14 protein-coding genes are annotated in these 15,849 nt (G+C 49.3%); 12 read left to right on the forward strand and 2 right to left on the reverse strand.

Annotated features, from left to right (window positions below):
* Positions 1-28 precede the first annotated feature (28 nt).
* The 6 genes from cysN to dapA all read left to right on the forward strand — a co-directional run bounded on the left by cysN (position 29) and on the right by dapA (position 7,165).
* The gene (cysN, locus tag BHV83_RS05125; protein WP_005638235.1) at positions 29-1,492 is read left to right on the forward strand and encodes a sulfate adenylyltransferase subunit CysN; all 1,464 of its coding nucleotides are present in this window, start codon (positions 29-31) and stop codon (positions 1,490-1,492) included.
* A 3-nt stretch (positions 1,493-1,495) separates the two neighbouring features.
* Positions 1,496-2,599 (forward strand): cholesterol-responsive sulfotransferase, encoded by a 1,104-nt coding sequence (locus tag BHV83_RS05130; RefSeq protein WP_005638233.1) that lies wholly within the window; start codon positions 1,496-1,498, stop codon positions 2,597-2,599.
* Between the two features lie 63 nt (positions 2,600-2,662).
* Positions 2,663-3,625: a PCMD domain-containing protein gene (locus tag BHV83_RS05135; RefSeq protein WP_005642906.1), complete on the forward strand. Its 963-nt coding sequence runs from the start codon at positions 2,663-2,665 to the stop codon at positions 3,623-3,625.
* A gap of 84 nt (positions 3,626-3,709) precedes the next feature.
* Positions 3,710-5,710: an NAD-dependent DNA ligase LigA gene (gene ligA, locus BHV83_RS05140; RefSeq protein ID WP_005642908.1), complete on the forward strand. Its 2,001-nt coding sequence runs from the start codon at positions 3,710-3,712 to the stop codon at positions 5,708-5,710.
* Entirely contained in the window at positions 5,707-6,222 is a 516-nt protein-coding gene (locus tag BHV83_RS05145) for a DUF6913 domain-containing protein (RefSeq protein WP_005638228.1), read from the forward strand. Before ligA ends, BHV83_RS05145 begins: the two co-directional genes overlap by 4 nt.
* A gap of 49 nt (positions 6,223-6,271) precedes the next feature.
* The gene (gene dapA, locus BHV83_RS05150; RefSeq protein ID WP_005638226.1) at positions 6,272-7,165 is read left to right on the forward strand and encodes a 4-hydroxy-tetrahydrodipicolinate synthase; all 894 of its coding nucleotides are present in this window, start codon (positions 6,272-6,274) and stop codon (positions 7,163-7,165) included.
* Here the strand turns inward: dapA and BHV83_RS05155 are convergent.
* On the reverse strand, positions 7,162-7,713 hold the full coding sequence (locus BHV83_RS05155; RefSeq protein ID WP_005638224.1) for a TlpA family protein disulfide reductase: 552 nt from the start codon (positions 7,711-7,713) through the stop codon (positions 7,162-7,164). The two genes, dapA and BHV83_RS05155, sit on opposite strands and share 4 nt — an antisense overlap.
* Before the next feature lie 126 nt (positions 7,714-7,839).
* Here BHV83_RS05155 and BHV83_RS05160 point away from each other — a divergent pair, with 126 nt between their 5' ends.
* On the forward strand, positions 7,840-8,205 hold the full coding sequence (locus tag BHV83_RS05160; RefSeq protein ID WP_005642918.1) for a GtrA family protein: 366 nt from the start codon (positions 7,840-7,842) through the stop codon (positions 8,203-8,205).
* An 18-nt stretch (positions 8,206-8,223) separates the two neighbouring features.
* Here BHV83_RS05160 and BHV83_RS05165 read toward each other — a convergent pair whose 3' ends face one another.
* Positions 8,224-9,111 (reverse strand): AraC family transcriptional regulator, encoded by an 888-nt coding sequence (locus BHV83_RS05165; RefSeq protein WP_036657699.1) that lies wholly within the window; start codon positions 9,109-9,111, stop codon positions 8,224-8,226.
* A 101-nt stretch (positions 9,112-9,212) separates the two neighbouring features.
* Here BHV83_RS05165 and BHV83_RS05170 point away from each other — a divergent pair, with 101 nt between their 5' ends.
* The 5 genes from BHV83_RS05170 to BHV83_RS05190 all read left to right on the forward strand — a co-directional run bounded on the left by BHV83_RS05170 (position 9,213) and on the right by BHV83_RS05190 (position 15,849).
* Positions 9,213-10,691 (forward strand): rhamnulokinase, encoded by a 1,479-nt coding sequence (locus BHV83_RS05170; protein WP_286756629.1) that lies wholly within the window; start codon positions 9,213-9,215, stop codon positions 10,689-10,691.
* 4 nt (positions 10,692-10,695) lie between these two features.
* Complete coding sequence (locus BHV83_RS05175) at positions 10,696-11,952, forward strand: L-rhamnose isomerase (RefSeq protein ID WP_022322174.1); 1,257 nt, start codon at positions 10,696-10,698, stop codon at positions 11,950-11,952.
* A gap of 44 nt (positions 11,953-11,996) precedes the next feature.
* The gene (gene rhaT, locus BHV83_RS05180) at positions 11,997-13,022 is read left to right on the forward strand and encodes an L-rhamnose/proton symporter RhaT (protein WP_022322173.1); all 1,026 of its coding nucleotides are present in this window, start codon (positions 11,997-11,999) and stop codon (positions 13,020-13,022) included.
* 167 nt (positions 13,023-13,189) lie between these two features.
* Positions 13,190-13,990 (forward strand): rhamnulose-1-phosphate aldolase, encoded by an 801-nt coding sequence (gene rhaD, locus BHV83_RS05185; RefSeq protein ID WP_005638209.1) that lies wholly within the window; start codon positions 13,190-13,192, stop codon positions 13,988-13,990.
* Between the two features lie 107 nt (positions 13,991-14,097).
* Complete coding sequence (locus BHV83_RS05190; RefSeq protein ID WP_286756633.1) at positions 14,098-15,849, forward strand: alpha-L-rhamnosidase-related protein; 1,752 nt, start codon at positions 14,098-14,100, stop codon at positions 15,847-15,849.

Below are 15,849 nucleotides of genomic sequence, written 5' to 3' on the forward strand. Positions count from 1 at the left end.
TCATCTTTCATCTTTCACCTTAAAATATATGGCAACATTAAATATAAAAGAATACCTCGATAGAGATGAACAAAAGGATTTGCTTCGCTTTCTGACTGCCGGATCGGTGGATGATGGCAAATCGACGCTGATCGGTCGTTTGTTGTTTGACAGCAAAAAGTTATACGAAGACCAGCTGGATGCCCTCGAACGCGACAGCAAGCGCATGGGGAATGCCGGCGACCATATCGACTACGCTCTGTTGCTGGACGGCCTGAAAGCCGAACGCGAACAAGGGATCACCATCGATGTGGCTTACCGCTATTTCAGTACGAATAACCGTAAGTTCATCATTGCCGACACTCCGGGACACGAACAGTACACCCGCAATATGATCACCGGCGGTTCGACTGCCAACCTTGCCATCATCCTGGTGGATGCCCGCACGGGAGTGATTACGCAGACGCGCCGCCATACCTATCTGGTTTCGCTCTTAGGTATCAAGCATGTGGTGCTGGCGGTCAACAAGATGGACCTGGTTGATTTCGACAAGAATATTTTCGACAAGATCGTTTCCGATTATAAGGAGTTTGTCGCTCCGTTGAATATCCCGGATATCACCTGCATCCCGCTGTCCGCTCTGGATGGCGACAATGTGGTGGAGAAGAGCGACCGTACGCCTTGGTACGAAGGGCCGTCGTTGTTGGACTTCCTCGAAACGGTTCCGATCGACCAGGACCGCAACTTCGAGGATTTCCGCTATCCGGTGCAATATGTCCTGCGTCCGAACCTGGACTTCCGCGGTTTCTGCGGAAAAGTGGCCAGCGGCATCGTTCGTAAAGGCGATACGGTGATGGCTTTGCCTTCCGGGAAAACATCCAAAGTGAAAAGTATCGTGACATACGACGGAGAGCTGGATTATGCATTCCCTCCCCAGTGCGTCACCATCACGCTGGAAGACGAGATCGATGTTTCACGCGGTGAGATGCTCGTCCATCCGGATAACCTGCCGATTGCGGACCGTAACTTCGAGGCTATGCTGGTGTGGATGGACGAAGAACCGATGGACGCAAGCAAGCAGTTTTATATCAAGCATACGACCAATCTTACACGCGCCCGTGTGGACAGCATCCGTTATAAAGTGAATGTCAATACGATGGAACAGTTGTCGGTTGACAATGGAAAACTGACAACTGACGATTTGCCGATGAAGCTGAACGAGATCGCCCGTGTCGTCTTCACGACCGGAAAGGAACTGTTCTTCGATCCGTATCAGAAGAACAAACAGACAGGCGCCTTTATCCTGATCGACCCGATCACGAACAATACATCGGCTGTCGGTATGATTATCGACCGGGTAGATGCTCGCGACATGGTGACGGAAGACGCGTTGGCTGTACTGAATCTTCCGGAATTGGGTATCGGCCCCGAGCACTACGAAGCTATCCGTTCCGTTTGTAAAGAGCTCGAACGGCAAGGGGTTTCCGTCAAGTGTATAACAGAAAATAAATAAGGTATGGGATTACTGGAATTTGACAAACTACCGATCAATACTTTAGTGGGTGCTGACTGGAAAACGTTCAAGGCTGTGACAGCCAATAAAACGATCGACAAAGGATTTCGTAATAAATATTTCCTGACTAAATCCGTTTGCCGCCTGCTCAGCCTGTTGCAACCCTTCGAAGATGCGCGTTACCGTAAGATTGCGGACAAGCCGTTGGAGATGGACCCGGTGTTCATTCTCGGACATTGGCGTAGCGGGACGACATTCATGCACAATGTCTTCTCGTGTGACAAGCATTTCGGCTACAATACGACCTATCAGACCGTATTTCCGAACCTGATGCTTTGGGGACAGCCTTTCTTCAAGAAGAACATGGCGTTCTTGATGCCCGACAAGCGTCCGACCGATAATATGGAGTTGAAGGTGGATCTTCCCCAGGAAGAGGAATTTGCCTTGGCAAATATGATGCCTTACACGTATTATAATTTCTGGTTCTTCCCGAAGCATATGCTCGAATATTGCGACCGTTATCTGCTTTTCGACAATATCAGCGAACATGAGCGGGAAGTGTTTAAGGAAACGTTCCTCAAACTGATCAAGATTTCCCTCTGGAATACGAAAGGAAGTCAGTTCTTGAGCAAGAATCCGCCTCATACGGGACGTGTGAAGACCTTGGTGGAAATGTTCCCGAATGCTAAATTTATCTATCTGAAACGAAATCCGTATACGGTGTTCGAGAGCACGCGCAGCTTCTTTACCAATACGATCCAGCCACTCCGCTTGCAGGACATCTCCAACGAGCAGATCGAAAGCAATTTTATCGAAGTATACCGCCGTTTGTTCTATAAATATGAAGAACAAAAGCATCTGATACCCGAAGGAAACCTGGTAGAGGTGAAGTTTGAGGATTTCGAACAGGATGCTTTCGCCATGACAGAGGATATATACAAGAAATTAAACCTCCCCGGCTTTGAAGAGTCTAAAGCTGAAATCGAGAAATACCTCGGGAAAAAGAAGGGCTATAAGAAGAACCAATACAAGTATGACGACCGCACGGTACGGCTTGTGGAAGAAAATTGGGGAATGGCTCTCAAGGAGTGGGGATATTCTTTATAATTGACAATTGTCGGCTCTGCCGGCTTTGCCGACTTAGGGATTTTAGAAAAAACAGAATTTGAAATGAAACAGAAAGCAAAATTCCTCTTTCTCTTGGGAATTGTCAATTGTCAATTGTCAATTGTCAGTTCCCAAGAGCACGTAGTGCCGTTCAGTTTTGGAGATATGGATCATTGGGTCGTTCGCGAGATACATGAATCCGGCATTATTGGAGGAAATACGAAGCATCTTTACGAGCTGGGGCCGACAGATACGATCATCGGCAATACAGCCTATACGAACCGAGGCGGTTCGCCGTGGGCGAACTCCAACGTGATGGCGAAGGTGGCAGGTGTGGTGAAGACGAATACATCTGTCTTCCCTGAAAGACGGGATGACGGTTGGTGTGCACGTCTGGAGACACGCATGGAAAGTGTGAAGGTTTTCGGCTTGGTCGATATCGAAGTGGTAGCCGCCGGTTCTGTTTTTCTCGGAACGGTGCACGAACCGATCAAGGGGACCAAGAACCCGCAGGCCATGTTGAACAGCGGAGTGGCGTTTACCAAGAAGCCAAAGGCTTTGCGTTTTGACTATAAGGTGAAGCTGGCTCCGGAAAAGGACCGTATCCGCAGTACCGGCTTCAGCCGCAAGACGACCGTTGCCGGACAGGATTCGATCGCAGCCATTCTTTTGCTCCAGAAACGTTGGGAAGATAAAGATGGAAATATTTATTCCAAACGTGTCGGGACAATGGTGCAGCGTTATACGGAATCCAGCAACGGTTGGGTGAACGATGCGACCTACCCTATCTTGTACGGCGATATTACGAAGCATCCGGAGTATAAGCCTTATATGCGGATTCAGGTGGAAGAGCGTTATGCCTTGAACAGCCAGGGTAAAAGCGTCCCTATTCAGGAAGTGGGCTGGGCGGCGGAAGGTGAATTGCCGACTCATATCGTCCTGCAGTTTACTTCCAGCCACGGCGGAGCCTATATCGGCTCACCGGGCAATACGATGTGGATTGATAATGTAGAACTAATATATTAGTTGAAAGTTGAAAGGTGAAAGTTGAAAGTGATGAATTTTTCTTTTCAACTTTCACCTTTCAACTTTCACCTTTCAACTGAAAAAATGGTGGTAAAAGATAAAATAAAAGCACTTCGCGAAGCGCTGGAGCAACATAATTATAATTATTATGTGCTCTCGGCACCGACGATATCGGACCGTGAGTTCGATGAGATGATGAAGGAGTTACAGGTCCTTGAAGAGGCGCATCCCGAATATGCCGATCCTCATTCGCCGACCCAGCGGGTGGGGAGTGACCTTTCCAAAGAGTTTGAACAGGTAGTGCATAAATATCCGATGCTTTCGTTGGGCAATACCTATTCGGAAGATGAAGTGAAGGATTTTTACGAGCGCATAGCCCGTGACCTGAACGAGCCTTTCGAGATTGTTGCCGAGTTGAAATATGACGGAACTTCCATTTCCCTGACATACGAGGACGGACGTCTGGTCCGAGCCGTGACGCGTGGCGACGGGACACGTGGCGACGATGTGACGGCCAACGTGAAGACAATCCGTTCGGTCCCTTTGAAACTGATGGGCGACCGATACCCGGCAACATTTGAGATAAGGGGGGAGATCTTGCTTCCCTGGGCCGAGTTCGACCGCTTGAACAAGGAACGTGAAGAACAGGAGGAGCCTCTTTTTGCCAATCCGCGCAATGCTGCTTCGGGTACGCTGAAGCAACAGAACCCGGCTGTCGTGGCGGCTCGTAAGCTGGATGCCTATTTCTATTATTTGTTGGGAGAGGAGCTGCCGGCGGAAACGCATTTCGATAATTTGGAGGCGGCCCGTTCATGGGGGTTCAAGATCCCGAATGTGATCCGCGTATGCAACAGCTTGGAGGATATATACGATTATATCGCCTATTGGGATGTCGAACGCAAGAACCTGCCGGTTGCAACAGACGGGATCGTTTTGAAAGTGAATTCATTGCGCCAACAACGCAATTTGGGATTCACGGCCAAAAGCCCACGTTGGGCGATTGCCTACAAGTTCCAGGCCGAACGTGCCGTGACGCGCCTTAACTCCGTGTCTTTCCAGGTCGGGCGGACAGGAGCCGTCACTCCGGTTGCCAATCTGGAGCCGGTATTGCTGGCCGGAACGACCGTAAAGCGTGCTTCCCTTCACAATGCGGATATTATCGAAGGGCTCGACCTGCATTTGGGTGACAAGGTGTTCGTGGAGAAAGGCGGCGAGATCATCCCGAAGATTGTCGGTGTCGATGTCGAAGCCCGCGGTTTGCTGGTGGGCGATAAGGTCCGTTTCATCCGTTCCTGTCCCGAATGCGGGACACCGTTGATGCGTCCTGAAGGAGAAGCGGCTCACTATTGTCCGAACGAAGCCGGCTGTCCTCCCCAGATCAAGGGAAAGATCGAGCATTTCGTCACCCGGAGGGCCATGAACATCAATATGGGGCCGGAGACAGTCGAAGATTTGTACGAAGCCGGCTATATCAAGGACACGGCCGATCTCTATACGTTGGAAATAGCCGATCTGCTGCGCTTGGAACGTTGGGCTGACAAGAGCGCCCGTAACCTGATGGCGAGCCTCGAAGAATCCAAACAGGTTCCCTTCGAACGGGTACTTTATGGATTGGGGATTCGTTTTGTGGGTGAAACGGTGGCAAAACGCCTGGTATCCGCTTTCCATTCGATGGAGCAGTTGGAACAGGCTTCTTTCGAAGACTTGACTGCCGTGGACGAGATCGGTGAGCGGATCGCCCGAAGTATCATCGCTTACTTTGCCGACGAGCGTAACAGGACGTTGGTGAACCGTTTGAAGGAGTATGGGTTGCAGATGTCCGTGGCCGAAGAAAAGCTGGCCAACCGTTCCGAGAAGCTGAAAGGCTTGAGCATCGTTATCAGCGGGACATTCGCCAAGCATTCCCGTGACGAGTACAAGGCCATGATCGAGCAGCATGGCGGGAAGAACAGCGGCTCGGTGTCCGGTAAGACCGATTATATCCTGGCGGGAGATAATATGGGACCGGCCAAGCTCGAAAAGGCGGCCAAGTTGGGTGTGAAGATTATAAACGAAGACGAATTCTTAAATATGATAGCGGAATGAGACTGACGAATTATTTTATTAAAAAGAAAGTGCAGTCTTTAGCTTCCGGGGCTGCCGGCCGCAAGCATGAGTTTTGTGCGCTGGAAGACGCAGGCCATATCCTGGTCCTTTATCAGGCAAACGATCGCGAGCTTGTCGAGCCTTGTCTGGACGTCCTGCGTAAGAAGAACAAGAAGGTGCAGGCCTGTGTCTATGTAACCGGCGATCCGGAGGCAGATGCCTCGTGCATCCCGGTCCATGCCAAGAAGGATGTGAACGTCTGGCAGGTTCCTTCCGATGTCGTCCTGGAACGGTTCAAGACGGTCAAGGCAGATATCCTGATCGATCTTACGCGCCCCGATTGCTACCCGATGCAATATCTTATGCTACAGCATCCTTGCAGATTCAAGGTGGGAGTGAAGCATGCCGATATAGATTTGTATGATTTGTCCATATCGGTAACAGAGCGTGAAGATATCAAGCATTTATTCGAACATATATTATTTTATTTGCAGGCGATACGCTCAAAATGATATAAATTCCTTATTTTTGCAGCACCGTTGACAATTGACAATTATTATCATGGCAGACATAAATTTAAAAGGAATGGGTGTGGCGTTGATCACTCCCTTTAAAGAAGATGAAAGTGTAGACTATGAGGCGTTGGCCCGGCTCGTAGATTATCAGTTGCAGAATGGAACCGATTATCTGGTTGTGTTAGGTACCACCGCTGAAACCCCTACACTCACGGAAGAAGAAAAGAAGGATATAATCAATTTGGTCGTGACGAAGGTAAACGGACGCATTCCCATCGTGTTGGGGGTTGGCGGAAACTGTACGCGTTCGGTTGTCGAGAAGTTGAAAAACGATAATTTTGACGGTATAGATGCGATCCTGTCTGTCGTACCTTATTATAACAAACCATCCCAGGAAGGAATCTATCAGCATTATAAAGCGATTGCGGAGGCGACTACGTTACCGATAGTCCTGTATAACGTTCCGGGACGTACCGGTGTGAATATGACGGCCGAGACTACGCTGCGTATCGCCCGTGAGTTCAAGAACGTGATTGCAGTCAAGGAGGCTTCCGGCAATATCACCCAGATGGACGATATCATCAAGAACAAACCGGCGAACTTCAATGTGATTTCAGGAGACGACGGTATCACCTTCCCGCTTATTACGTTGGGAGCTGTCGGCGTGATTTCCGTAATCGGCAATGCTTTCCCGCGTGAGTTCAGCCGTATGGTGCGTCTGGCATTGGCTGGTGATTACGATAGCGCTCGCACGATCCACCATAGTTTTACGGAGCTGTTCAGTTTGCTGTTTATCGACGGTAATCCGGCGGGAGCGAAGAGCATGCTGAATGCGATGGGCTTTATTGAAAATAAATTACGCTTGCCTTTGGTTCCGACCCGTATCACCACATTCGAAAAGATTCGTGATGTATTACGTCAGTTGAGCATTAAATGTTAAGATTTTTCAGGCTTGTAGGGGTGGGGTTCTACTCCGCCCGATATCAGTAATCCCGCATCTACTTTTTCCGTTTGCGTCAGGATAATCGTACCGTCCTTGTCGGCAAGGAATACGCGGGGTATGGTGTTGTCGGCAAAGAGGGAGTAGACGTTCAGGTCCGGATCGGCGAAAAACTTCATATTGTACTGATGTTCCCGGAAATAGGCCGCTACCTGCTCTTCGGTTTCTCCACGTGCGATCAGAAGCACACAGACGGAGGGATCGTCTTTGTATGTATGATATAAAGTGGAAATATCCGGGAAGGCCTTCTGGCAGTCGGAACAGGTCGTACTGAAGAAAATAATCAGGGCAAATTTATTTTCCAAGTCTTTTTTCGATACCGTTCCATCCGGATTGGAAATGCTGAATTCGGGTAACGGGTCGCCTTCCTCCAAAGCAAAGCCACCCTCAGGCGGCAATTCCTCGTGGATGCAGGCGGTGAGAGATAACAGACTGATTATGTAAAACAATAAATATTTCATGGGGTAAAGATACGGGTTGTTCGCCATACTTTGTGACTTTTTGCATGGATATTTGCATATTATCCTGTATATTTGTACCGGAATTTCAGATATCAAAGAACAAAACAGCAAGAAATACACTTGGTCATACAATCTAAAAATATGGTGCGCGTGATGCGGTTTATACTGGTCGGTACGCTGAATGCGTTAATTACGGTCTTGATTGTCTGGCTGATGATGGACAAGCTTGGTTGTAACTATATCGCTACCAATATCACCGCTTATGTGATTGCGCAGATCAATAATTTCTTCTGGAGCAAATATTGGATATTTTCATCCCGCACCGGTAAGTTTCGCCGTGAGATTCCCCTTTTTCTGATCGCTTTCGGATGTGCTTATTGTTCCCAATTCCTCGCTTTGCTTATCATGGTGGAAATCTTTGACTTGAACGAATATCTCGCCCAGTTCTTAGGATTGTTTATCTATGGTGCAGTCAACTATATGATGAACAAAAAAATCACCTTCCAACTCACCCCTTAATTCTTAATTTTTAATTCCTCAGTGCGCCCGTTCACGAAACTCCGACGGTGTCACGCCCTCTTTCTTCTTGAAGAAGGTGGAGAACTGTCCGGCATTCTCGAATTTGAGACTGTAGGCTATTTCCGAGATATTCATGCTGCTGCTGGTAAGCAGTTCCTTTGCCTTCAGGAGTTTTTGCTGCAATTGATATTGGGCGGGCGATACGCCTGTATATTCTTTGAACATACGGCGGAACCAGGAGTAGCCGAGCCCCAGGCGGGAAGCTATTTCTTCCGGTGTCAGCGGGTTTTCCACCTGCTCTTTCATCAGGATGCGGGCTTCGTTGATCTTATCCACAACGTAGGTATTCGTGAAGGAGTTGTTTCTTCTTTTATAATAGACCGTACCCAATATATGAAGGACGATACTCGAAATCATCTCCTGGTAGCCCGTCTTTTCCTGAGAGGCGAATTTCAGTATGTCTTCATATAGTCCGACGATCGTCGCACTGAGCCCGATGTGCTGTAACGGTTCCTCGCGGGTAAAAAAGCGTTTTTCCACGCGCCGGTCGATGTGGACACCGCGGAAACCGACCCAGTATTCGTCCCAGCCTGTCTCGCTGTCGGGATAGTAGCTGTGCCATTCTCCCGGAAAAAGCAGGATCATCGTGCCGGCGTTTATCTTTTGCATCTTGCAGGATTGCGAAGAGAAGTAACCGCTTCCCTTCGTGATATAGACCAGTTGGTATTCGTTCAGGATTCGTCCGGTCTGTGGCTTGAAGTTATAATTGTCCGGATGCTTCGAAAGAGGATAGTTCCCTTTCGGGGGAATAAACTGGTAACCGACGGTCGTGACGACAATTCCCCACTCTTCGTCTATCGCACTTATCGTCAGGTATCTCAATTGATCGCTTAGTCGTTTCTCCATCTCCTCTGTCAGATTTGAAAGGTTTAAAATCATTTTCAAAAGCAAAGATAGTAATTTACCGTTTACTTTTGCAATCATAAAACAAACAACTTTGTTGTACCATGAAGAAATATAACTTTTTAGCCTTTGATATAGGAGCGACCAGTGGACGTGCCGTGTTAGGCACTTTGGTTGGTGACAAATTTGAAATGCAGGAACTTCACCGTTTCCCGAATGCGATCATGGAGTTGCATGGGAAATATTACTGGGACATATACCGGTTATATGATGCCTTGAAAGAAAGCCTTACGATTTGTGCACGCCGGAACCTGCTCCCGGACTCTATCGGGATCGATACTTGGGGGGTGGATTTCGGGTATCTGGCGGAAGACGGCACACTGTTGGGGCTACCGCGTGCGTATCGCGATCCTTATACGGACGGTGCGCCGGAAGAATATTTCCAGCGTGTTCCCCGGTCGGAAGTCTACCGGCTTACCGGTATACAGATCATGAATTTTAATAGTGTTTTCCAGTTATTCAGGGCTAAAAAGGAAGGTTTCGGGCCGTTGGAGGCTGCCGAAGAGATACTGTTTATGCCCGATCTGCTTTCTTACCTGTTGACGGGTAAAAAGGTTTGTGAATATACGGATGCTTCCACTTCCGGACTGTTGAATCCGGTGACGAAGGAATTTGAAGCGTCCTTGTTGGAAGCGGCAGGGGTAGCTCCGTCCATTATGCGTCCGGTAGTGATGCCGGGAACTTTTGTCGGGGAGCTGACCGATGCGCTTGCACGGGAAACGGGGATCGGCAAAGTGCCGGTCATAGCAGTTGCCGGCCACGACACGGCTTCGGCTGTCGCGGCTGTTCCGGCGGCGGACCGGGAGTTTGCCTATCTTAGCAGCGGCACATGGAGCCTTATGGGGATCGAAACGGAAGAACCGATTATCTCGGAAGAATCCTTCCTGCATAACTTTACGAACGAAGGCGGTATAGACGGGACGACCCGTTTCCTGAAAAATATTACCGGGATGTGGTTGCTCGAACAGTGTCGGAAAGAGTGGGAGAAGGCCGGGCGCGACTATTCCTATCCGGCGATAGTCAAGATGGCGGAACGGGCGACGCCTTTCCGTCGTTTTGTGAATCCTGACGATCCGCGTTTTGCCAATCCGCCGAGCATGACGGAGGCAATCAAGGCTTATTGCCGCGAGACGGAGCAGCCCGAACCGGTCGAGGACGACGAGTTTATCCGCTGTATTTTTGAAAGTCTGGCATTCCGGTATAAGGAGGTGCTGGCATTGTTATCCGAAATGGCTCCTTTCCCGATCCGCAAATTGCATGTGATCGGGGGAGGCTCGATGAATAATCTTCTCAATCAATTTACGGCAAATGTAATAAACATGCCGGTTGTGGCAGGGCCTTCGGAGGCGACGGCAATCGGCAACTGCATGGTGCAGGCGAGGGCGGCGGGATTGGTGGCCGACCGTTGGAAGATGCGCCGTTTGATCAACTCTTTCCTTTCGCCGGCTGTCTTTCTGCCGGAAGGTAGTGGAGAGTGGGAAGAGGCTTTTAGGAAATATAAATCTGTAACCTCAAAAAAATAAGACCATGACAAAAGAAAACATTATCAGACAAGCGTATGAGGCAGCTGTTGAACGCTATGCAGCTGTCGGTGTGGATGTAAGGGAGGCAATGGACAAATTGCAGAAGATATCTCTTTCGATGCATTGCTGGCAGGCGGACGATGTGAGTGGTTTCGAGAACCAGGGCGGTTCGCTGACGGGCGGAATTCAGGTGACAGGCAACTATCCGGGACGTGCCCGCACGATCGACGAAGTGCGTGCCGATGTCTTGAAAGCGGCTTCTCTGATCGCTGGTAAACATCGCTTGAACCTGCATGAAATATATGGCGACTTCCAGGGCAGGAAGGTCGACCGTGACGAAGTGGAACCTGCTCATTTTGAGAGCTGGATGCAGTGGGCGAAAGAGAACGGGATGAAGCTGGATTTCAACAGCACTTCTTTTTCGCATCCGAAGAGCGGCGACCTGACGTTGGCGAATCCCGACGATGCGATCCGCAATTTCTGGATCGAACATACGAAACGCTGCCGCTGGATCAGCGAGGAGATGGGCAAATACCAGGACGATCCCTGTATTATGAACCTGTGGATTCACGACGGCAGTAAAGAAGTTCCCGCCAGCCGTCTCAAATATCGTCAGATACTGGAACAGTCGCTCGACGAGATTTTTGCAACTGAATATAAGAACATGAAGGATTGTATCGAGGCAAAACTGTTCGGCATCGGTCTGGAAAGTTATACGGTCGGTTCCTATGATTTTTACTTGGGCTACGGTGCGAAGAAGAATAAGATTGTGACGCTCGACACGGGCCATTTCCATCTGACGGAAAGTATCGCCGACAAGGTTTCGGCCCTGCTTCTTTTTACACCGGAGATCATGTTGCACGTGAGCCGTCCGATTCGTTGGGACAGCGACCATGTGGTGATCTTGAGCGACGATCTGCTCGATCTGGCACGCGAAATCATCCGTTGCAAGGCATTGGACCGTGTGCATATCGGCTTGGACTACTTCGATGCAACGATCAACCGTATCGGGGCGTACGTGATCGGTTGCCGTGCAACGCAGAAGGCCTTTATGCAAGCCCTTCTCGAACCGTCGGCAACTTTGCAGCAGTACGAAGCCGAAGGTAAATATTTCCAGCGTTTAGCTCTGCAGGAGGAAATGAAGAGCCTTCCGTGGACAGCCGTTTGGGATATGTTCTGCCTGCAAAACGACGTCCCGGTAGGTGAGGATTATATCGCCGAGATAGAAAAATACGAAGCGGAAGTAACAAGTAAACGTTAACCTTAGGGGCGAACACACAGGTTCGCCCTCTAAAAATAACATATATGGAAATAATCATCGGATTGATCATAATCGCAATCGGTAGTTTCGGGCAGAGCAGTTCCTACGTTCCGATCAACAAAGTCAAGGATTGGAGTTGGGAAAGTTTTTGGTTGGTGCAAGGCATTTTTGCCTGGCTCGTCTTCCCATTCTTAGGAGCGCAGCTTGCCATTCCCAATGGGAGCAGCCTCTTGGAACTGTGGAGTGCCGGCGGAGCTGCGGGGGCCGTTATCTACGGAATCCTGTGGGGGATCGGCGGGTTGACCTTCGGGTTGAGCATGCGTTATTTGGGGGTTGCGCTCGGCCAGAGTATCGCGCTTGGAACGTGTGCCGGTTTCGGGACGCTTTTCCCGGCAGTTTTTGGCGGAACGGATTTGTTCCATGGCGATGGCCTGGTCTTGCTGATCGGTGTGTGTATCACGCTTGCCGGTATCGCCGTGATCGGGTATGCTGGAAGTCTTCGCGCCCATAATATGACCGAGGAGGAAAAGAAAGCGGCTGTAAAGGATTTCGCGTTGACGAAAGGTTTGCTTGTCGCTCTTTTGGCCGGTGTGATGAGTGCCTGCTTCAATCTGGGCCTGGAATCCGGCGCTCCGATCCTTGAGAAGGCGAAACAGTCCGGCGCAAGCGAATTGTTCGCACTGAATCCGGTCATCCTGTTGGTGACGATCGGGGGTTTTATCACGAACGCCTCTTATTGCCTTTTCCAGAATGTAAGGAACGAGACGGGGAGAGATTATTTCTCCGTATCAGGCGGTACTTTGCTGAATAATGTCTTATTTTGTGCGCTGGCAGGTGTTTTGTGGTATTCGCAATTCTTCGGGTTGGGAATGGGAAAGAGCTATTTTGCCGAATCTCCGGTGATGCTGGCCTTTTCATGGAGCATCTTGATGTCGCTGAATGTGATCTTCAGCAATGTGTGGGGCATTATCTTGAAAGAGTGGAAAGGGGTGAGCCGGCAGACGATCGTCGTTTTGGTTTGCGGCATGTGTCTCCTGATATTCTCACTTTTGCTGCCTAATTTGATTTAAGATAATGATCGGATTGGAAATGGATAGGCATGGGACGTTAGTTCGATAGGTATGGAACTTAATTTCCATAGGTATGAAATTAAGCTCCCGTGCTTGTCTGTTTTTGCCGGGTGAAGAACAATTTTGAGCTGGGGGCGTGTCCCTCATAAAAAAGATATATAAGTAAAATGAAAACAATCAGAAACAATGAAAAATTGATGGCCGAGATTGGCCGTATCGCTGAAGTGGCCGGCTATCTTTGGACAAAAGGATGGGCGGAACGTAACGGTGGTAACATTTCCGTAAACCTGACCGACTTGATGAACGATGTCGAAAAAGCACTTCCCGCACTGGGACCGGCTATTCCTTTACAAGAAGCGATGACCGCTCTTGCCGGACATATTTTCTATGTCACCGGTACAGGAAAGCGGATGCGTTATGTAGCACAGGAACCGTTGGCCAACGGTTCCCTGATCCGTATCGCCGGGGATGGAAAAAGTTATGATATTATTGCTGAACAATTGATTTTGCCTACTTCCGAGTTGCCTTCGCACTTGATGATGCATAATTATCTGCGTGGCCTGGGCCGTGATAACAGAGTCGTTTTGCATACGCACCCGACCGACCTGATCGGCATGACGCATTGTAAACCGTTCTTGGATTCGGATGTCATCACCCGTACGTTGTGGAGCATGATTCCCGAATGTCGTATCATTGTCCCGAAAGGAGTCGGTATTGTTCCCTATGAAATACCTGGGACACTGGATTTAGCACGTGCAACCATTAAACAATTGGAAAAGCACGATGTCGTATTCTGGGAAAAACATGGTATTTTGGCAGTCGGTGAAGACCTGATCGAATGTTTTGACGCAATCGACACGCTAAGCAAGTCCGCCCAAATCTATTTCAGCGCACGCATGGCAGGATACGAACCCGCCGGCATGACTGACAAGCAGTTGGATGATTTGGTTCCGGCCTTCGGTTTGTGATAGGTTACGATCGTAAATGATGATTTATAGGTGTGTTTATAGCAACGAGGTATAGCTTTGTTTGTCACTACACCGGTAAATCATCATTCATATAAATACCATATACCATGAAAACATTATTTATTCTTATATCTCTATTCTTTGCCGTATCATTGTCCGCCCGGCAGCGCGATAGTCGTGTACGCGAATATCTACCTCCCGCACGCATTGTCTGGCAACAGGAAAGCCAGTTGATACAGGGTGCAAACCATTTGCTTCTTTCTGGAAACGGACAATCCAATCTTGTGAATCATAACATCTGTAAGCTTTCGAGCACCGACCGGCAGCATCCTGCCATCCTTCTTGATTTTGGAAAAGAACTGCAAGGCGGCTTGCAAATAGTAACCGGCATGCCGGCTTCGCACGAACCAGTCGCCGTCCGGATCCGTTTGGGTGAGTCGGTAAGTGAAGCCATGTGCGATATAGATGGGGTGAACGGTGCTTCCAACGATCATGCCATGCGCGATTTTACTATTCGCCTACCCTGGTTGGGGGTTATGGAAGTGGGTAATTCTGGGTTTCGGTTTGCTCGGATTGATCTTTTGGACGATTCCGTCGAATTGCATATTAAAGAAATACGTGCCATTTCCGTTTTTCGGGACATCCCATATAAAGGCTCATTTCGTTGCAACGACGAACGGCTGAACCGGATTTGGCAGACTGGTGCTTATACGGTACATTTGAATATGCAGGAGTATATTTGGGACGGCATCAAACGTGACCGTTTGGTCTGGATTGGTGATTTGCATCCGGAAGTGATGACGGTCAACACTGTTTTCGGATATAACGAGGTGATACCGAAAAGCCTTGATTTTATCCGCGATGCAACGCCGTTGCCTGGCTGGATGAACGGGATGTGCAGTTACTCCATCTGGTGGTTGCTGATCCAGCGCGACTGGTATTACTATCAGGGGAACTTGGCTTACTTGAAGGAACAGAAAGACTATTTGACCGGTTTGCTCCGTCTTTTGATCTCCAAAGTCGGTGACGACGGCGTCGAGAAGCTCGACGGAGGAGGACGTTTCCTCGATTGGCCGTCCAGTGAAAATCCGGTTGCCATCGATGCCGGCTTGCAAGCCTTGATGCTACAGGCGATGAAAGCCGGAAACGAACTTTGTAAGGTGTTGGGCGAAGATGCGTTGGCGGCAAAATGCGAGGCTGTAGGAAACAGGATGACCAAGGCCGCTTCGAAGGTGATAAAACCTTTCCTGAAGTCAGGTGTTGCTCCGGATGCTCCTGGATCGAAACAGGCAGCTTCCCTGTTGGCGTTGGCCGGACTGATGAAGCCGGAAGAGGCCGATCGGAGATATCTCGCAGTTAATGGAGGGCATGGATTCTCTACTTTTTATGGTTATTATATGCTTCGAGCGATGGCTGCTGCCGGCAATTATCAAGGGGCGATCGACGTGATACGTCAATTCTGGGGTGCGATGCTCGATTTGGGTGCAACTACTTTTTGGGAAGATTTCAACTTAGACTGGTTGCCCGGCGCTTCTCGCATCGATGAATTGGTTCCGGTAGGCAAGAAAGATATTCATGGCGATTACGGGGCTTATTGTTATAAAGGTTTCCGCCATAGCCTTTGTCACGGTTGGGCTTCTGGTCCGACTTCCTGGCTGAGTGAATATGTGTTGGGTGTCCAGGTTGTGGAGCCGGGTTGCCGCGTTGTCCGGATCACACCGCATTTAGGTGACTTGGAGTGGGTGGAAGGAACGTTCCCGACTCCTTACGGTGTGATCACTATCCGTCACGAAAAAGGCGCTGACGGGAAAGTACGGAGTCGGATCGATGCTCCGTCCGAAGTAAAAGTTGTACGATAA

This window comes from Parabacteroides sp. merdae-related_45_40 (genome assembly GCF_001915675.1).